Source organism: Bradyrhizobium sp. in8p8 (assembly GCF_000426845.1).
GTDB lineage: Bacteria > Pseudomonadota > Alphaproteobacteria > Rhizobiales > Xanthobacteraceae > Bradyrhizobium > Bradyrhizobium japonicum_C.
Genome location: NZ_AUGD01000008.1, coordinates 256,372 through 272,405 on the forward strand (window position 1 = coordinate 256,372; position 16,034 = coordinate 272,405).

20 protein-coding genes and 1 riboswitch are annotated in these 16,034 nt (G+C 64.4%); of the genes, 8 read left to right on the plus strand and 12 right to left on the minus strand.

The window, feature by feature from the left end; translation table 11 throughout:
• Positions 1–201 precede the first annotated feature (201 nt).
• A riboswitch (FMN riboswitch) is annotated at positions 202–361 on the plus strand.
• Positions 362–438: 77 nt separating this feature from the next.
• A complete protein-coding gene (locus K408_RS0121380; protein ID WP_024340447.1) occupies positions 439–1,005 on the plus strand; it encodes a 6,7-dimethyl-8-ribityllumazine synthase in 567 nt (188 codons plus the stop codon).
• A gap of 138 nt (positions 1,006–1,143) precedes the next feature.
• Here the strand turns inward: K408_RS0121380 and K408_RS0121390 are convergent, their stop codons facing one another.
• The 7 genes from K408_RS0121390 to lgt form a co-directional block, all read right to left on the minus strand.
• Entirely contained in the window at positions 1,144–2,178 is a 1,035-nt protein-coding gene (locus K408_RS0121390; protein WP_024340446.1) for a D-alanine--D-alanine ligase family protein, read from the minus strand.
• Positions 2,175–3,203, minus strand: a complete 1,029-nt coding sequence (locus tag K408_RS0121395) for a putative zinc-binding metallopeptidase (RefSeq protein WP_024340445.1) — start codon at positions 3,201–3,203, stop codon at positions 2,175–2,177. Before K408_RS0121395 ends, K408_RS0121390 begins: the two co-directional genes overlap by 4 nt.
• A 225-nt stretch (positions 3,204–3,428) precedes the next feature.
• Positions 3,429–4,382 (minus strand): ribose-phosphate pyrophosphokinase, encoded by a 954-nt coding sequence (locus K408_RS0121400; RefSeq protein ID WP_024340444.1) that lies wholly within the window; start codon positions 4,380–4,382, stop codon positions 3,429–3,431.
• A 194-nt stretch (positions 4,383–4,576) separates the two neighbouring features.
• Positions 4,577–5,194 carry a hypothetical protein gene (locus K408_RS0121405; protein ID WP_024340443.1) on the minus strand — a complete coding sequence of 206 codons (618 nt, stop codon included), beginning with the start codon at positions 5,192–5,194 and terminating at the stop codon, positions 4,577–4,579.
• Positions 5,195–5,307: 113 nt separating this feature from the next.
• Positions 5,308–6,075 carry a peptidoglycan editing factor PgeF gene (gene pgeF, locus K408_RS0121410; protein ID WP_024340442.1) on the minus strand — a complete coding sequence of 256 codons (768 nt, stop codon included), beginning with the start codon at positions 6,073–6,075 and terminating at the stop codon, positions 5,308–5,310.
• Positions 6,072–7,190 (minus strand): class I SAM-dependent methyltransferase, encoded by a 1,119-nt coding sequence (locus tag K408_RS0121415; protein WP_024340441.1) that lies wholly within the window; start codon positions 7,188–7,190, stop codon positions 6,072–6,074. The genes pgeF and K408_RS0121415 overlap by 4 nt, the downstream gene beginning before the upstream one ends.
• 21 nt (positions 7,191–7,211) lie before the next feature.
• Entirely contained in the window at positions 7,212–8,057 is an 846-nt protein-coding gene (lgt, locus tag K408_RS0121420; protein WP_024340440.1) for a prolipoprotein diacylglyceryl transferase, read from the minus strand.
• Positions 8,058–8,254: 197 nt separating this feature from the next.
• Here lgt and K408_RS0121425 point away from each other — a divergent pair, with 197 nt between their 5' ends.
• The 4 genes from K408_RS0121425 to ychF all read left to right on the plus strand — a co-directional run bounded on the left by K408_RS0121425 (position 8,255) and on the right by ychF (position 11,404).
• Positions 8,255–8,518, plus strand: coding sequence for an accessory factor UbiK family protein (locus K408_RS0121425; RefSeq protein ID WP_024340439.1), 264 nt, complete (start codon positions 8,255–8,257; stop codon positions 8,516–8,518).
• Between the two features lie 264 nt (positions 8,519–8,782).
• Positions 8,783–9,496, plus strand: a complete 714-nt coding sequence (locus K408_RS0121430; RefSeq protein WP_024340438.1) for a 50S ribosomal protein L25/general stress protein Ctc — start codon at positions 8,783–8,785, stop codon at positions 9,494–9,496.
• 58 nt (positions 9,497–9,554) lie between these two features.
• On the plus strand, positions 9,555–10,160 hold the full coding sequence (gene pth, locus K408_RS0121435) for an aminoacyl-tRNA hydrolase (RefSeq protein WP_024340437.1): 606 nt from the start codon (positions 9,555–9,557) through the stop codon (positions 10,158–10,160).
• Positions 10,161–10,306: 146 nt separating this feature from the next.
• Positions 10,307–11,404 carry a redox-regulated ATPase YchF gene (ychF, locus tag K408_RS0121440; protein ID WP_024340436.1) on the plus strand — a complete coding sequence of 366 codons (1,098 nt, stop codon included), beginning with the start codon at positions 10,307–10,309 and terminating at the stop codon, positions 11,402–11,404.
• A 95-nt stretch (positions 11,405–11,499) separates the two neighbouring features.
• Here ychF and K408_RS0121445 read toward each other — a convergent pair whose 3' ends face one another.
• Entirely contained in the window at positions 11,500–11,796 is a 297-nt protein-coding gene (locus tag K408_RS0121445; RefSeq protein ID WP_018648333.1) for a DUF4282 domain-containing protein, read from the minus strand.
• 163 nt (positions 11,797–11,959) lie between these two features.
• Here K408_RS0121445 and K408_RS0121450 point away from each other — a divergent pair, with 163 nt between their 5' ends.
• From K408_RS0121450 to K408_RS42810, 3 genes are all read left to right on the plus strand, one after another.
• Positions 11,960–12,412, plus strand: coding sequence for a MaoC family dehydratase (locus K408_RS0121450; RefSeq protein ID WP_024340435.1), 453 nt, complete (start codon positions 11,960–11,962; stop codon positions 12,410–12,412).
• On the plus strand, positions 12,412–12,894 hold the full coding sequence (locus K408_RS0121455; RefSeq protein ID WP_024340434.1) for a MaoC family dehydratase: 483 nt from the start codon (positions 12,412–12,414) through the stop codon (positions 12,892–12,894). Before K408_RS0121450 ends, K408_RS0121455 begins: the two co-directional genes overlap by 1 nt.
• 197 nt (positions 12,895–13,091) lie before the next feature.
• Positions 13,092–13,238: a hypothetical protein gene (locus K408_RS42810; protein WP_024340433.1), complete on the plus strand. Its 147-nt coding sequence runs from the start codon at positions 13,092–13,094 to the stop codon at positions 13,236–13,238.
• 41 nt (positions 13,239–13,279) lie between these two features.
• Here the strand turns inward: K408_RS42810 and K408_RS42815 are convergent, their stop codons facing one another.
• From K408_RS42815 to K408_RS0121480, 4 genes are all read right to left on the minus strand, one after another.
• Positions 13,280–13,417 (minus strand): hypothetical protein, encoded by a 138-nt coding sequence (locus tag K408_RS42815; RefSeq protein WP_196232386.1) that lies wholly within the window; start codon positions 13,415–13,417, stop codon positions 13,280–13,282.
• Positions 13,418–13,727: 310 nt separating this feature from the next.
• On the minus strand, positions 13,728–14,150 hold the full coding sequence (locus K408_RS0121470) for a hypothetical protein (protein ID WP_024340432.1): 423 nt from the start codon (positions 14,148–14,150) through the stop codon (positions 13,728–13,730).
• A gap of 209 nt (positions 14,151–14,359) precedes the next feature.
• Positions 14,360–15,268: a hypothetical protein gene (locus tag K408_RS0121475; protein ID WP_024340431.1), complete on the minus strand. Its 909-nt coding sequence runs from the start codon at positions 15,266–15,268 to the stop codon at positions 14,360–14,362.
• Positions 15,269–15,527: 259 nt separating this feature from the next.
• Positions 15,528–15,968 carry a nuclear transport factor 2 family protein gene (locus K408_RS0121480; RefSeq protein ID WP_024340430.1) on the minus strand — a complete coding sequence of 147 codons (441 nt, stop codon included), beginning with the start codon at positions 15,966–15,968 and terminating at the stop codon, positions 15,528–15,530.
• Between the last annotated feature and the right edge of the window lie 66 nt (positions 15,969–16,034).

Genomic DNA, 16,034 nt, shown 5'->3' on the forward strand with positions numbered 1-16,034 from the left:
CCACAGCTCATCTCCGCCACAATCCTTAACGGATGAGAACAAATCGGAATCGGATTCGGCAAAAGACGCCGAGCGCAGTTCCGCCAGGCGAGCCGAGTCGCCGTGACGGCATGGGACCATGCGCTTGGCCCATGCGGAACATGCTTGCCGCGCCGGCTCGCCGGCTGCATATTTCCCGATAGGCCGTTCATTCCGGGCGGCCGATGTTCTCAGGGCGGGGTGAAAGTCCCCACCGGCGGTAAGGGCCGAAAAGGCCTAAGCCCGCGAGCGCTTTCCGTGAGGGGTATCCCGCAGGGAAGGGTCAGCAGATTCGGTGCAATTCCGAAGCCGACGGTTAAAGTCCGGATGAAAGAGAACGGTCGGTGGCAGACGCATCGCAAGGTGCGGCTGTTTGTCGTTCCGTGTGCCCTGATTCTGGTCCTTAAACCGAGGAAAGCCATGAATCAGATGTTGCAAGATCCCCAAGCCGAAACCTCCCAAACAGAGCCCACGCAGGTTCCCGCAGACCTGCCGCCGGCGCCCGACCATCCGCGTTTCGCCAAGCCGCAGCGGGTGGCCTTCGTGCAGGCCTGCTGGCACCGCGACGTGGTCGAGGAAGCCCGCATCGCCTTCCTGAAGGAGGCGGAAGCGCGCCATCTCACCCACGTCGACGTGTTCGAGGTGCCGGGCTCGTTCGAGATCCCGCTGCACGCGCAGGTCCTCGCCAAGACGCGGCGCTACACCGCGATCGTCGCGGCCGGCCTCGTCGTCGACGGCGGCATCTACCGCCACGAGTTCGTCGCTGACACCGTGATCAAGGCGCTGATGGACGTGCAGCTGCGCACCGAGGTGCCGGTGTTCTCGGCCGTGCTGACGCCGCAGCAATTCCATGAGACCGAGGTCCACTACGACTTCTTCCGCAAGCATTTCGCCATCAAGGGCGTGGAGGTCGCGGCAGCCTGTGCGGAGACGTTGCTTGGTCTGGAGCGCCTGCGCGGCCAGGTCGCTGCGGGAATCGTTGGATAGGCGATGGCCATTCCGGGCCGCGCGACGCGCGTGCCCGGAATCGGTGCATCGACATCGATTGCGGCAAGATGGATTCCGGGCCCGGCGCCGCCGCGCCGCCCGCGCTTCGCGCAGGTATCGGCGCCAATCCGCCTTTCGTCAGCCTAACGATACACCTGCCTTTGCCCGGCTGATTCCGAGGGTCAGGATGCGGTGCAGGAGATCCGGATATTGGAGCCCGTCATGTTGAGCCGCGGTGGCGAACTCCTGGTTCCTGGCGATTTCCGGATTCGGGTTTGCTTCGATGAAATAGGGCGTGCCGTCGGCGGAGAGGCGAAAGTCGATGCGCGCATAGCCGTCGAGGCCCAGGACCTGATAGATGCGTTTTGCGGCACGCTGGATGCGCGCGGTGACTTCCGGCGTGAGGTCTTTTGCAGGCCCGTCGACGATGCCGACCCGCTCCTGATAATCGGTGTCGTGCTTGGCTTTCTCGGTGGCGATGTGCCGTGACCTGCGCCCGCCCATGTTGCCGAATTTCAGTTCCCAAACAGGCAGAACACGCAGACGGTTGTTGCCGAGAACGCCGACATAGAGTTCGCGTCCCTCGATGAACTGCTCGGCGATGGCGGCGGTTTCGCTCCGCTCGTGGATGAAGGCGACGCGTTCCGCGAGCTTCTCGTCGGTGTCGACGATGGAGGCTTGCGAGATGCCGAAGGAGCCATCCATGTTCAGGCTCTTGACGATCAGTGGCAGCGCAAGACGCGGGGGGCGCTTGACCTTGCGGCGCATTGGGAAAACGGCGAAGGCCGGCACCGCGATGCGGCGGTGATGCACCAGCGTTTTGGACAGATCCTTGCCGCGCGCAAGGATCAGGCCGCGCGGATTGCACCCGGTATAAGGGACCCTCATCAGCTCGAGATAGCTGGCGATGTGCTGGTCGTAAGCGACGTTGGAATGGAATTCTTCCAGCAGCGTGAAAACCACGTGTGGCTTGAACTCCTCGATCGCTTCGCGGACTGGCTTGATCTCCTCCTGCGCCCCGAGCGGGCGAACCTCATGGCCTGCCTCGCGCAAGGTGCTTACCACGTCATATTCCGTTTTCCACGCGTTGATTTCCTGTGCGGTGTATCCGTCAGAGGAGTCCGGAGGCAGGAAGTCCGGATGCATCAGCACGAGAATGCGGAGACGTCTCATAGCGCGATCCATTTGCGCCGGGACGGGCCAAACAGCGCGTGCATCGTCTTGGCGGTCACGAGGACGATGAAATCGAGGACGAGCTTCTGTTCGGGGCCGACGGCCCGCAAATCGAGATCCCGGCAGCGGGAAATCATGTCGTCAAGCACGGCATCGAGCGTGAGCTGGTTCTCGCCCGTCCATCGCGCGACCAATTGCCTGATCTGGGCGCGGTGCCGCCTGATCAGGGTCGAGGCCGGCGTTGATCGATGGTGACGTGGATCGGCTGAAAACAGCCGGGACAGGTCGCGGTCGTAGGTTTTCGGTGGCGTGAAGGCGTAGAACGCCTGCTTCTTCTTGTAGTGCTCTTCGAGGGTCTGGCTGAGCCGGCTCAGCGGGTCGACGCGCTCCCGCGTCGTGATCTGCGGCCGCTTTCCCGCGATCTCGCCCATCAACTCGTCGACATATTCGAGCTTCTTCAGCGCCGGCCAACCGGCATATCGGGTCCGCCAGTTCGAGCGCGGCCGCAGCCACACCGCAAAGGTCTCGGCGAAATCCTCGTCGGGATGGCTCTGTGCATACCAGAGCCGAAGGTGCTGGACGTAACGTCTGCTGGCCGGATTGGGCCGGTAGTAGCGCGGGTAGCGCTTCGACGACGGGCCGAACAGCTGTTGCCAGCGCCGCCGCCGCTGCAACTGGTAACCATGCTGCAAGGCATGCCCGGCCTCATGGCGGAGGATAGCCATGCACTCGCGCCAGGTTCCGCCCTCGACGTCGAACATCATCTTCTTCTCGAGCTTCATCAGGCGCGGATGGGCGAGATAAAAAGGGATGGCGATGCCGGGCACGTCGCCGGGGCTGAACCATTCGCTCGAGATCCATGTGTGCGGCCGCAGCCGGATGCCCCGCTCTTCCAGTTCCTCGTAGAGGGTGCCAACGCAGTCTTCGAGCCAGGTGCCTTCGACTGTAACCTTCAGGCTGCGGAGGCGTTGCTTGAGCAACGCGTCATCCGACAGCTTCTCCCAAGCAAATTTCCGGCGTGGCATCAGGCATCCAGAGGCAGAGATGACTCGGTATCTCGATGATGTCACGGGCCGCCGCTGGCAACAACCGGCGCGGCCAGGCTGCGGTGGGGCGATGGCCGAGGTCAGACTGTCATTTCGGGGGCGTGCGTTGCACGAGCCCCAAGTCCCTTGATGTGCAACGGTTCGTTGGGAGACGGACTCCGGATTGGCCTCGCCGAAGGCCCCGGAATGACGGGGGTGAAAAAGTCAGTCGAACAGGCTCGACACCGACTCCTCCGCCGCCGTGCGCGCGATCGCGTCGGAGATCAGGCTGGCGATCGGCAGCGTGCGGATATTCGGCGCCTTGGTCACCGCATCGGTCGGCAGGATCGAGTCGGTGATCACGAGCTCTTTCAGCTTCGAGCCGGAGATGCGTGCCGCCGCACCGCCGGAGAGCACGCCGTGGGTGATGTAGGCGTAGACGTCCTTGGCGCCCTTGGCGATCAGCGCGTCGGCCGCGTTCACCAGCGTGCCGCCGGAGTCCACGATGTCGTCAACGAGGATGCAGGTGTAGCCGGCGACCTCGCCGATCACATTCATGACCTCGGACTCGCCGGGACGCTCGCGGCGCTTGTCGACAATGGCGAGCGGGGTGTTGATGCGCTTGGCAAGGCCGCGCGCGCGGGCCACGCCGCCGACGTCGGGCGAGATCACCATCACCTTGGAGAGGTCGAACCTCTCCTTGATGTCGCGCACCATCAGCGGCGCCGCGTAGAGATTGTCGGTCGGAATGTCGAAGAACCCCTGGATCTGGCCGGCATGCAGGTCGAGGGTCATGACGCGGTCGACACCCGCCTGCGTGATCAGATTGGCGACGAGCTTGGCCGAGATTGGCGTGCGCGAGCCGGACTTGCGATCCTGCCTCGCGTAGCCGAAATAGGGCAGCACCGCCGTGATGCGGCGTGCCGAGGAACGACGCAGCGCGTCGGTGATGATCAGGAGCTCCATCAGGTGGTCGTTGGCCGGGAACGAGGTCGACTGGATGATGAAAGCATCCGAGCCGCGGACGTTCTCCTGGATTTCGACGAAGATCTCCATGTCGGCGAAGCGCCGTACCACCGCCTTGGTCAGCGGCAGATCCAGGCCCTGCGCAATGGCCTGGGCGAGGGCCGGATTGGAGTTGCCGGCGACGAGCTTGATGGAGCCGTTCTTGGCCGACATGGACGCTTCCTCCCGCGCTTTGCTGGATACGACGTTCAACATCAGAGAATACCCACTGGCAGCACGGTTACGACGCGCGAGGAAATATCAGGCGGGAGGCTGCAATGGCAACCCGGGATGCTACGTTTTCCCTTCGAAAATCCTGAGTCGGGCCAACGGCTTGGCCGCAAGTTGAGGCCTTGGTTTAGCAGGGGTTATTGGTCGGCATAGCCTAGCGCCGAAGTCGGCATGTCCGACAGCGGAGCGTCCTTGATGACGCTCGCCACCGCTGGTCCCCGCAAGGCCGGAGCCGCGCCCGGGGCATCCGGCGTTCCGTTGATCATGTTGGAAAGTCCGCTGAATCCGGCCTGGGCGATCTTCCGCAACACGAGGTCGTCGGCAGCCGCCCACGCGTCGCGGCCGCCCTTGGCCGAGGTCGGTTCCTCGCCGGAGAGGCGCAGCGCCCGCTGCTGGTTGGCGTCGTAGACGTCCCAGACCCAGGCAATCACGGTCTTGCCGCGCACGACCTGGGCGGAGAGGTAGCTTCGCACGCGATAGGCGGCAGTGCCCTCGCGGGAGACCACCGACAGGCTGCGCAGCTTGGATTCGCTGTCGAGCACCCCGACCATGCGGTCGAACACCTGCGGCGGCGGTCCGTCGATCGATTCGAACGCCACCGTCGCGCTGCTGCCGCCGCTCGGCGCCATCGCATAGGAGTTCGCGGCACCGCCGCCACCTCCGGCGCAGCCGCCAAGTGCGGTCGCAGCCGCCAGCAGCATGACCGCCAGCGCGCGCGAACCCGCGCGGCGCAAAGTGAATGACGCGTCCCTCATTATGGAGGGCAGCGATATCGTTAAAATCGATTAAGGTCTAGGGCAGCCGCGCCACAGCGCACCGTCATCGTGTCCGGGATCACCCCCGGAATGACACGGGGTTGCCTATGTGTTCACGTCTCGAGCGCGATCGCGTGAATGTGGCGGCCGTAATCCGGCTCCTTGCGGTGCACCGAGCGGCGATAGCTGAAGAAGCGTTCGTCGGCATAGGTGTCGAGCCCGAGATCGTCGATCATCAGGATGCCGGCGGATTCCAGCCGCTTGCGAACGAAGCCGGCGAGATCGAACATCGCGTGGCCCTCGCGCACAGACGGGATGAAGAACATGGCGTTGTCCGCATCCGCCTCGATGAAGCGCGTCACGAACTCGTTGCCGACCTCGTAGCTCTCCTGGCGGATCATGGGGCCGATCGCGGCGATGATGCCGCCGCGCGTGGCACCAAGCTTCTCCATCGCCGAGATCGTTGCTTCCAGCACGCCGGTCAGCGCGCCCTTCCAGCCGGCATGGGCGCCGCCAATCACGCGCGCATTGGGATCGACGAACAGCACCGGTCCGCAATCGGCCGTGGAGACGCCGAGCGCGATGCCCGGCGTCTTCGTCACCAGCGCATCGCCCTTGGGCCGCGGTCCGTTCGGCCAGGGCGCATCAGCCACGAGCACGTCGGGCGAATGAACCTGGTGCAGGCTGAGGAAGCGTTCGGGCGCAACGCCGACATGCTCGGCCATGCGGCGGCGGTTCTCGGCGACCAGGGTCTGATCGTCATTGGAGCCGAGCCCGCCGTTGAGCGCGGCATAGATGCCGCTGGAGACGCCCCCCTCGCGAGTGAAGAAGGCATGGCGCAGGCCGGGCACGGCGGACAGCAGCGACGAAGCAAGTGTCATGAGGCTTCTCCTGCCTGATCGAGGTCGCTGAGGCCGGCAAGGCCCGTCAACCGCGGCTCGGAGATGCCAAGCACCTTGAACATCGAGCCCATGCCGCCACGCCCGGTATCGGTCAGGCGCTTGAGCGCCACCGAAATGTCTGTGGCGACTTCGGGCGTCGCCTTTTGCATCAGCGCGGCCGCGCGGGTGTCGATGCCGATCCGCTTGAGGAAGTCGCCCTGCGTCACCGGGCCGTGCACGCGCGCGCCGACATCCTCGGCGGCGCGCGCCAGCGCCTGGAAGTCGACATGGGCGGTGACGTCGGCCTGGCCCGGCGCCTTCAGGGGATCGGCGAAGGTATGGCGCGCGATCGCCTGGAAGGTGTCGCCGGCATCGCTGCGCAAATGGCCGTAGTCGATGATCAGCGCCGCGCCGTCCTGGTCGCGCACGCGCGTGGCGAGCTTCATGATCTCGCCGTCGGGCCGCCACTCGAACACGGCGCCGACGGGAGCGGCGCGCACCAAGGGTGGCAGCAGTACGTCGAAGCGCGGGGTCGGCTCCGGCGCTGCGCCAAACTGAAGCTTGCCGTTCGCATCGATCTCGATGACGCGCTCGTGCCAGCCGTTCTCGTGGCGGATCATCTGGTGGATCGGCAGCACGTCGAAATATTCGTTGGCGAGGATGATGCTTGGTCCTTCCGGCACCTCGTCGATGCTGTCGTGCCAGGCGATGTTGCGCACGTTGGCGAGCGTCGCGCTCTGCCGTTCACGCAGGACCGGATTGACCTCGACCATGTGGATGTGGAGCGCCTGGTACAGCGGCGGCAGCACGCGCAATGCGCGCAGCGCGTCCGCCATCATGGTGCCGCGCCCGGGACCAAGCTCGATCAGCCGCAGGAACTGCGGTGAGCCCATCTGCTTCCACACCGAGGCGGTCCACAGTCCCAGGAGCTCGCCGAACATCTGGCTGACTTCGGGGGCTGTGGTGAAGTCGCCCTCGCGCCCGAGCGGATCGCGCGAGACGTAATAGCCGTAGCGCGGATGCATCAGGCACAATTCCATGTACCGCCAGACCGGCATCGGGCCTGAAGATTTGATCAGGGCCTTGATCTCGTTGAGGAGCGGCGAGTCGGTCACGGCCTGCTTTCTGGAGATGAACTAGCTAACTGTCTCGATCGGCTTCGGCGCACCGCGCCTGATTGCCGATACAATAAGTATAAGGCCTACGATAAGCATCGGGATCGACAACAGCATGCCCATGGTTAATCCGCCCCAGAGATAGCCGAGCTGGGCGTCCGGCTCGCGGAAATGCTCGCCGATGATCCGGGCCAGACCATAGATCAGGATGAACGCGCCGAGGATCATGCCGGGTCGCTTCAGCGCGCCGAGGCGGATCATGACGGCCAGCACCGTGAACAGCAGGATGCCTTCCAGGCCGGCCTGATAGAGCTGGCTCGGATGGCGCGCCAGCTGCGTCGGATCATTGGGGAAGATCATCGCCCAGGGCAGGCTCGCATCGGCGGCGCGGCCCCACAATTCGCCGTTGATGAAATTGGCAATGCGCCCGAGCAGCAGCCCGACCGGGGCGACCGCAGTGGTGATGTCGCCGAGGGACAGGATCGGGATGCCGTTGCGATAGGCAAACCCCATCACCGCCACGACGCAGCCGAGGAAGCCGCCGTGGAAAGACATGCCGCCCTCCCACAATCTGAAGATCGCGGCGGGATGATCGATGAAGAAGGGCAGATTGTAGAACAGCACGTAACCGGTGCGGCCGCCGAGGATGATGCCGAGCGTGACCCAGAGGATGAAATCGTCGATCTGCACCAGCGAGATCGGGGCCGGTCCGCCCCACAGGCGCTCGTTTTTCAGCAGCGAGCGCGCATAGAGCCAGCCGAACACGATGCCGCAGATATAGGCCAGCGCGTACCAGCGGATCGCGAACGGACCGATCTCGATCGCGATCGGCTTGAAGGCGGGAAAGTCGATGAGCAGATAGGGCATCGCGCCTTCCAGGTCTGGACGAGATCGCAGCGAAGGAGCACCGGCAGGCGCCGTGTGATTCTTCTTATGCAGGGAGGTTGAATACGATTGCAAGGAAACCGGTTCATGACAAGGATGCCGCGCGGCGGCCCTTGAACCATTCCCTGCGGATTGCCATTGTCTTTCGAGAGTTCGCGCAAAGTTTATCGGAGACCGAAATGACCCAGACCAACAACCGGTTTTTCGACGAGATCGGCCGCCTGATGAACGATGCCGCCGGTGCCGCCCAGGGCGTCAAGCGCGAGTTCGATACGGTGATGCGCACCCAGGCGGAAAAATTCCTGCGCGACATGGATCTGGTCAAGCGCGAGGAGTTCGAGGCGGTCAAGGACATGGCGCGCCTCGCCCGTGAAGAGAACGAGGCACTGAAGGCGCGGATCGCAGCGCTCGAGGCAAAGCTTGGCGGGACGCCGACGCTCTGAGGCAATAACAGGCCCGGGCATCGCCAAATCGTCATGGCCGGGCCTGACCCGGTCATCCATCTTCCTCAACAGCCGTCGCTTTGCGTGATGGGTGCCCGGGTCAAGTCCGGGCATGACAGCGGCCCATTCTCCTTGTCATTTCCGCATCTTCCGGGTAAAAGCCCGCCACGTTCGCAGCCCCCGCACCCCTGGAGGCTTGCTGCGGATGATGCCATGGGCCGCGCTGCGGCCCATTAACTTTTGCAAAAACAAGGACTTAACGACATGGCGACGACCGTCAAGGAATTGAAGGCGACCGCACGTCCGAAGAGCGGCAAGGGGGCCGCCCGGGCTGAGCGTCGCGCCGGGAGAGTGCCCGGAGTGATCTATGGTAACAACCAGCCCCCGGTCACGATCTCGATCGAGGATCGTGAGCTGCGCCAGCGCATCCTCGCCGGCCGGTTCCTGACCACGCTGGTCGACATCGACCTCGACGGCAAGAAGCACCGCGTCATTCCGCGCGACTACCACCTCGATCCGGTCAAGGATTTCCCGATCCACGTCGACTTCATGCGGCTCGGCGAAGGCGCCACCATCCGCATCAGCGTGCCGTTGCACGTGGTGAAGGCCGAAACCTCTCCGGGCGTCAAGCGCGGCGGCACCGTCAACATCGTTGCCCACGCGATCGAGCTCGAATGCGGTGCCGAGAACATCCCGCAGTTCATCGAGGTTGACGTCGGCTCGCTCGAGATCGGTCACTCCCTGCATCTGTCCGACGTCAAGCTGCCCACCGGCGTGAAGACGCTGGCGCGCGAGGATGCGACGCTCGTCACCATCGTGCCGCCTTCCGGTTACGCCGAAGAGCAGAAGGCCGCGGCTGCGGCTGCTGCTGGCGGCGCTCCAGGCGCTGCGGCTGCCCCGGCGGCTGGCGCGGCCGCTCCGGCTGCTGCTCTCGCGGCGGCTGCCAAGGCTCCTGCCGGCGGCGACAAGAAGAAGTAATCTCTCAAGGCTGGCGCGCGGTCCTTGATCGCGCGCCGAGCGAGGGGCGCGCCGCGTCATGCAACTCTTTGTTGGGCTCGGCAATCCCGGCGCGAAATACGCACGCAACCGGCACAATATCGGCTTCATGGCTGTCGACGAGATCGCGCGGCGTCATGGCTTCACGCCATGGCGCCGCCGCTTTCAGGGCGAGACGTCAGAGGGCACGCTCGGCACCGAGCGCGTGATCCTGCTCAAGCCCGCGACCTACATGAACGAGTCCGGCCGCAGCGTTCAGGAAGCCGCAAGCTTCTTCAAGATCGCCGCCGGCGACGTCAGCGTTTTCCATGACGAGCTCGAGCTGCCGCCGGGCAAGGTGCGGGTGAAGATCGGCGGCGGCATCGCCGGCCACAACGGCCTGCGCTCGATCTCGGCGCATATCGGCAACGACTACCGCCGGGTCCGGCTCGGCATCGGTCATCCCGGCGTCAAGGAGCTGGTGCATGGCCACGTGCTGTCGGACTTCGCCAAGGCCGACAGCGAATGGGTGGCGACGCTCTGCGATGCGGTCGCCGAGCACGCGCCACTGATCGCCAAGGGCACGGATGCGACCTTCGCCAACAGGGTGCATCTGGCCATGCAGGCGAAGGGGTTTTTGACCAAGGACGAGAACGGCAAGGAATAAGGTCGCCGTTCTCTCCGTCGTGCCCGGGCAGAAGCGCGAAGCGCGTCTTCGCGCTAGATGTTCCGGGCATCCACGTTCTTCCTTCCGCGCGTTAGGGCGTGGATGGCCGCTCAAGCCGGCCATGACGAATACGGATAGAGGACATCATGGGATTCAAATGCGGGATCGTCGGGTTGCCCAATGTCGGCAAGTCGACCTTGTTCAATGCACTGACCGAGACGGCGGCTGCGCAAGCCGCGAACTATCCGTTCTGCACCATCGAGCCGAATGTCGGCGAGGTTGCCGTGCCCGATCCGCGGCTGGAGAAGCTCGCCGCCATCGCCAAGTCCGGCCAGATCATTCCGACCCGGCTGACCTTCGTCGACATCGCGGGCCTCGTGCGCGGCGCCTCCAAGGGCGAAGGCCTCGGCAACCAGTTCCTGGCAAACATCCGCGAGGTCGATGCCATCGCGCACGTGGTGCGCTGCTTCGAGGACTCCGACATCACCCATGTCGAGGGCAAGATCGCCCCGCTCGCAGACATCGAGACCATCGAGACCGAGCTGATGCTCGCGGACCTCGACAGCCTCGAAAAGCGTGTCGACAACCTCACCAAGAAGGCCAAGGGCAACGACAAGGACGCCAAGGAGCAGCTCGACCTCGTCAACCGTACCCTCGTGCTGCTGCGCGAGGGCAAGCCCGCGCGCCTCGTCGAGCGCAAGGCCGAGGAGGAGCGCGCCTTCTCCATGCTCGGCCTGCTGTCGTCTAAGCCTGTGCTTTACGTCTGCAACGTCGAAGAGGGCTCCGCGGCTACCGGCAACGCTTTCTCAAGGGCAGTCGAGGAGCAGGCCGCCAAGGAGGGCGCGGTCGCCGTCGTTATCTCCGCCAAGATCGAGTCCGAGATCGCGACGATCTCGCGTGAGGAACGCGCGGACTTCCTGGAGACATTGGGACTGGAGGAAGCCGGCCTCGATCGCCTGATCCGCGCCGGCTACCGGCTTCTCGATCTCATCACCTATTTCACCGTGGGCCCGAAGGAAGCGCGCGCCTGGACCATCCATCGCGGCACCAAGGCACCGGCGGCGGCCGGCGTGATTCACACCGACTTCGAGAAGGGTTTCATCCGCGCCGAGACCATTGCGTATGAGGACTACATCACGTCCGGCGGAGAAGCCGGCGCACGGGATGCCGGCAAGCTGCGGCTAGAAGGCAAGGAATACGTCGTCGCCGACGGCGACGTGATGCATTTCAGGTTCAACACGTAGTATCTCTCCTCGTCATTGCGAGCGATCGAGCAAGCCGGACTGTTGCCGCGGTGGCAGTCTGGGTTGCTTCGTCGCTTCGCTCCTCGCAATGACGGCTACCGCATCCCGCCGCCCTGGTCGCGGATCGCGCCGAGATGCTCGTTGATGCGGAAGACGATCAGGATCAATTCCGCGACGATGCGCGAGAACACGATGCCGACCACGACGCTGGCGATCGAGGACAGCAGCACCAGGAAGCCGCCGAACGGGCTGATCGCCATTGCGGCGAGCCCTGAGAAGATGCCGGAGAGGCCGAACAGACAGATCAGCGCGATCACCAGCCAGTAGAAGGTCTTGATGATCGTCGGCGTGATGAAGCGGTCCCACTGAAACAGATCGCTGAATGAAAACATTACTCTCCCCAGGGCAAGATCGGGCCCCCACACCGGGCCGTGGCAGATGGTCCGACTCAAGGCCACGCCGCCAGCCTGTATGTAGCACGAGCCATGCGGGCCGGCGGGTTGAGATTGCTGCAAAGTGCGGCCACAATCTGTCATTCCTGCAAAGCTTTCCAAGATGACCCTGACCTTCGAAGACTTCCCGCCCGGCCGGTTCGGCACGTTCGGCCCGCGCCACGTCACCCGCGACGAAATTCTGGCCTTCGCCGCCGAGTTCGATCCGCAGCCGATGCATCTCGACGAGGAGGCCGCAGCCAAGAGCATGCTGCGGGGCCTGTCTGGCTCGGGCTGGCATCTCTGCTCGCTGATGATGCGGATGATGGCCGACGGATTTATCACCCGCTCCGCGTCGCTGGGATCTCCTGGCGTGGATGAGGTGCGCTGGTTGTCGCCCTTGCGGCCCGGCGACGATCTCATGCTCGACGTCGACGTCGTGGAGGCGCGCGCTTCGAAGAGCCGGCCCGAACTCGGCATCGTCAAGTTCAAATGCACCGTGCGCAACGCGGCGGGGCAGGCGCTTGCCGAGATGACCTCGCCCATCCTGATCAAGCGGCGCGAGGGAGCGGTCTGATGCGGTTCTTCGAAGACATCGCGATCGGACAGCGTCGCGAGATCGGCACCTATACGTTCACGGCCGAGGCCATCAAGACATTCGCCGCAAAGTTCGATCCGCAGCGTTTTCATCTCGACGAGGAGGAAGGCAAGAACTCGCTGTTCGGTGGGCTCGCGGCCTCGGGCTGGCATGTCGGCTCGGCCTGCATGGGCCTGCTTGTCGCCGACGGCCAGCGCCTGGCGCGAGAAGCCGCTTCACGCGGCGAGGAGGTTGCCGTGTGGGGCCCATCGCCGGGCTTTCGCGACCTGCGCTGGATCAGGCCGGTGCTCGCCGGCGACACGGTCGCTTACGTCAATGTCGTCATCGACAAGCGCACCTCGGCCTCGCGCCCCGGCTGGGGCATCTTGACCGCCCGCACCACCGGCACCAACCAGCGCGGCGAAGAGGTCTATTCCATCACCGCATCGGCCTTCGTGCCGATGCGTGGAAAGAGCGTTTAGACTTGTTCCAAGATGAACGGGGCAATTGAGCGCGCAAGTGTTGCCCGCGCGCTATGGACGCGATTCCGGGCGGCTGCCATAAGCCTGCGCGAGCTGGTCGCCGCGAAGCAGTTCGGCGGAACCAGTGAGTTGCTAACTAATTATGAACCTGTCGCTGTCTATTTGAAACGAATTGGCAGAGACAGGGGACGAGGACCATGGCAGACCGCGGCGCACTCAAATTCGTTGGATTCATTTTTGCGACTGCGACGCTGGCCGTGATGCTGGTCGCCGGCATGGTGGTGAAGGGCTATGCCGATGGCGCCTACACCCTCGAAGCTTCGACCGTCGACGCGCGCCGGTAAGAATTCCTTAATTATCCAGGGCCGCGGAATCCGCTCCTGCGTCAGCGGCTGTAGACGAACGCGAGCACGGCAATCGCAACCGCGAGCAATCCGATAAAGCGCAGCACGATCGTGCCGAGCTGATTCGGCGCGGGCCGCAGCGCGACAGGGTCCGTGTTGTCGGGCCGAATGCTTTCCATCTGACGTATCCCCAAGACCCGGCCATGGCTGCACGGGCGCTTGGCGTTGGTCGCCGGGGAGAGGCGGAGGGTTCAACGCCTCGCGCCGGCGCACCCACAATTGTCATGCTACGGACTGAATGCTTGAACGGGGCATCCAGTACGCCGCGACCCATCAGGTCAATCTTTCGCCTCTGGAATACTGGGTCACACGCTTTCGTGGGTGATGACAGCTGTGTTCGGGAAGTCGCGTTCAAACACCTACCCTCACGAATCAGAACCGCCGCGCTCCCAGCGGAACGCGGCGGCCGGTGATGTCTTGTATTGATGCTTAGCTGTTGCGCAGGCCGTCGGCGGCGCGCTTCCACTGCGCGACGTTGTCGGCGATCATGCGGGTCGACTTCATCGCGGCCTGGCTGAGCTGGGCGTAGCCGGAGATCTCGCGCTGGACGCGCTGGCCCTCGGCATGCAGCAGGTCGCGCAGGCTCTCCAGCTCCGAGATCAGATTCTCGATTTCGGCGAGCGAGGTGCCGGCGACGCGCTGGATCAGCGAGTTGACGTTGTTGACGGTGGCTTCCGCGCTCGGGTCGAGCGGCGGCGCGTCGGTGGTGGTCGATGCCGGGCGGCGCAGATAGGCGATGTCGTTGCGGACGAAATCGCGGATGCCGGCCTCGACTTCGGTCACGGCGGCAAGGTTGGTGTCGACCGGCTCGGTCTCGGTGGCTTCGATCTTCTCGGGACGCATGGCGTTCATCGTTGTTCCCCTGTTCGCGTTGAGCGCAGCGCGAGTGTCCCCCGCACGACGAGTTCGATCATCCGACTAGGACGTCGGATTTTGACCGCAACTTGGCCGAGATACGGCAAGGGCGGACGATTCGGGGGCTTTGCCGTGGCGTATGGTTAGGGGAGTCTAAACGCTGGACCCGGCGACGCGGCTCCCCAGGAAACAGGGGAGCGCTGGGCTCACCAGCTCTTCTTGAACCCTGCAGCTACGCTCTTGTTGAACGTGCCTTGCGAGGTCTCGCCGACCGAACCGGAGACGGTGACATTGTCGAACAGTTTCTGCTCGGCGCCGAACCTGCGCAGCCATTTGTCATCGGTGGTTGATAGCGTCTGGCCGGCGGTGATGCTGGTGCCGGAGTCGTTCAGGGTGACCTTGGCGATCTGATCGGTCTGGTAATTGCGGGTGATGTGGCCGCCGATGCCGGGGAGCGCGGTGGTGCCCTGCTGGTTGACGCTGTAGCCGTTCTGGAGCGTCAGCGAGGTGTCGCCCGACAGCGGCACGGACTTGGTCAGCGATGCCCCGATCTTGCTGTGCTCGGCGCCGGGATCGACCCGGGCTTCCACCGCAGTCTTGTCCCAGATGGTGCCCGCGCCGGGCGCGGTCGCCATGGCCCACGCGCTGCCGGAGGATTGCGGCAGGCTGCCGCCATTGGCGGCCTTCTGCGCCAGCAGCTCGGACATCGTCCTGGGCTCGTTGGTCACCGTCAGGTCGGCGCCGATTCTCGTATCCCAGAACGAGAACACCGACTGCTTCACGGTCACCGCCGAGGAGCCGTTGGCATTGGAGTTCGACGACCAGTCCAGGCCTTCTTGGGCGGCCTGGGCGCGCTTCTTGGCGGCCATGGGATCGATGCCGGTGCCGGCGTCGACTGCGAGCTGGCTCCAGTCGAGCTTGTCGACATCGATGTCCTTGAGCACGTCGGCGTCGTTCGCGCTGGGAGCCTCGGCCGCTTCCATCTCCGCTTCGTCGTCAGGCGCGGCCGCCGTGGGCGGAATGATCTGCGCCGAAAGAGTCAGCGTCGAGCTCAGGATGAATGCAGCCGCCAGCAATGGCAGCCTGGTCCAGCCAAACCCTGTCGAGAATTCCATCGTCCTGCCCGCAACCCCCGGCACATGCCGTTCGATGTTATATATCGAGTTCAGGCCATGTGCCATTCCGCGCCGAACATGCTGATCCATCGTCGCGAAAATGTGACGGCCCGCGGCGAAAAAGAACCAACGGGCCGCGCGATAGGCGCGCGCCCGGCGACGAGCTTCGAGATGCGACGGCATCCGGCGGGGCTGGAGGCCAGGACGTCGCGATCGCCTCGTCACCGGTCCCGACGAACGGGGCCCGTTGGCGTCCCCCTCAGCCGACGCTGGTCATCTTCGGCAGATGAATGGCGCGGCCGAGTGCCTGCTCGACCAGATCGAAGGTGTCGATCAGCACGCGCATGCTGACGAGCCTGCCCGCCTTGAACTGGGCGAACTGCGCGACCCGCAGGCTGATCGGCTTGTTGGAATCCAGAGCCGTCAGCGAATAACGCAGCATCGAGGCGGCGGAATCGACCCCCAGCATGATGCTCTCGCGGTCGAAGCGGCGGACCTGGAAGTTGTCGGCGAACTGGCGGATGACCTCGAGCACGGCCTCCTTGCCTTGACGCGCGCCGAGGAACGGAAACATGTCGATCGGGCCGTAGAGCGCCCAGTCGACGTCCTCATCGATCAAGGCTTCGACGTCGTCGAAATGCCGGTCGTTGATGGCGCGGTGCAACGCACGCGAGAAACGCCAGAGACTGTGCTCTGTCATTTTGGGAAGTCCTGAAGCTGGCTTGCGAAAGAAACGGAAAACAACCCCATGCACCGTCGGGTGCCG

Bases quoted from the DNA above. Each gene is read 5' to 3' on its own strand.
- K408_RS0121380 (WP_024340447.1), top strand. From the start codon at position 439: ATGAATCAGATGTTGCAAGATCCCCAAGCCGAAACCTCCCAAACAGAG.
- K408_RS0121390 (WP_024340446.1), bottom strand. From the start codon at position 2,178: ATGAGACGTCTCCGCATTCTCGTGCTGATGCATCCGGACTTCCTGCCT.
- K408_RS0121395 (WP_024340445.1), bottom strand. From the start codon at position 3,203: ATGCCACGCCGGAAATTTGCTTGGGAGAAGCTGTCGGATGACGCGTTG.
- K408_RS0121400 (WP_024340444.1), bottom strand. From the start codon at position 4,382: ATGTCGGCCAAGAACGGCTCCATCAAGCTCGTCGCCGGCAACTCCAAT.
- K408_RS0121405 (WP_024340443.1), bottom strand. From the start codon at position 5,194: ATGAGGGACGCGTCATTCACTTTGCGCCGCGCGGGTTCGCGCGCGCTG.
- pgeF (WP_024340442.1), bottom strand. From the start codon at position 6,075: ATGACACTTGCTTCGTCGCTGCTGTCCGCCGTGCCCGGCCTGCGCCAT.
- lgt (WP_024340440.1), bottom strand. From the start codon at position 8,057: ATGCCCTATCTGCTCATCGACTTTCCCGCCTTCAAGCCGATCGCGATC.
- K408_RS0121425 (WP_024340439.1), top strand. From the start codon at position 8,255: ATGACCCAGACCAACAACCGGTTTTTCGACGAGATCGGCCGCCTGATG.
- K408_RS0121430 (WP_024340438.1), top strand. From the start codon at position 8,783: ATGGCGACGACCGTCAAGGAATTGAAGGCGACCGCACGTCCGAAGAGC.
- pth (WP_024340437.1), top strand. From the start codon at position 9,555: ATGCAACTCTTTGTTGGGCTCGGCAATCCCGGCGCGAAATACGCACGC.
- ychF (WP_024340436.1), top strand. From the start codon at position 10,307: ATGGGATTCAAATGCGGGATCGTCGGGTTGCCCAATGTCGGCAAGTCG.
- K408_RS0121445 (WP_018648333.1), bottom strand. From the start codon at position 11,796: ATGTTTTCATTCAGCGATCTGTTTCAGTGGGACCGCTTCATCACGCCG.
- K408_RS0121450 (WP_024340435.1), top strand. From the start codon at position 11,960: ATGACCCTGACCTTCGAAGACTTCCCGCCCGGCCGGTTCGGCACGTTC.
- K408_RS0121455 (WP_024340434.1), top strand. From the start codon at position 12,412: ATGCGGTTCTTCGAAGACATCGCGATCGGACAGCGTCGCGAGATCGGC.
- K408_RS42810 (WP_024340433.1), top strand. From the start codon at position 13,092: ATGGCAGACCGCGGCGCACTCAAATTCGTTGGATTCATTTTTGCGACT.
- K408_RS42815 (WP_196232386.1), bottom strand. From the start codon at position 13,417: ATGGAAAGCATTCGGCCCGACAACACGGACCCTGTCGCGCTGCGGCCC.
- K408_RS0121470 (WP_024340432.1), bottom strand. From the start codon at position 14,150: ATGAACGCCATGCGTCCCGAGAAGATCGAAGCCACCGAGACCGAGCCG.
- K408_RS0121475 (WP_024340431.1), bottom strand. From the start codon at position 15,268: ATGGAATTCTCGACAGGGTTTGGCTGGACCAGGCTGCCATTGCTGGCG.
- K408_RS0121480 (WP_024340430.1), bottom strand. From the start codon at position 15,968: ATGACAGAGCACAGTCTCTGGCGTTTCTCGCGTGCGTTGCACCGCGCC.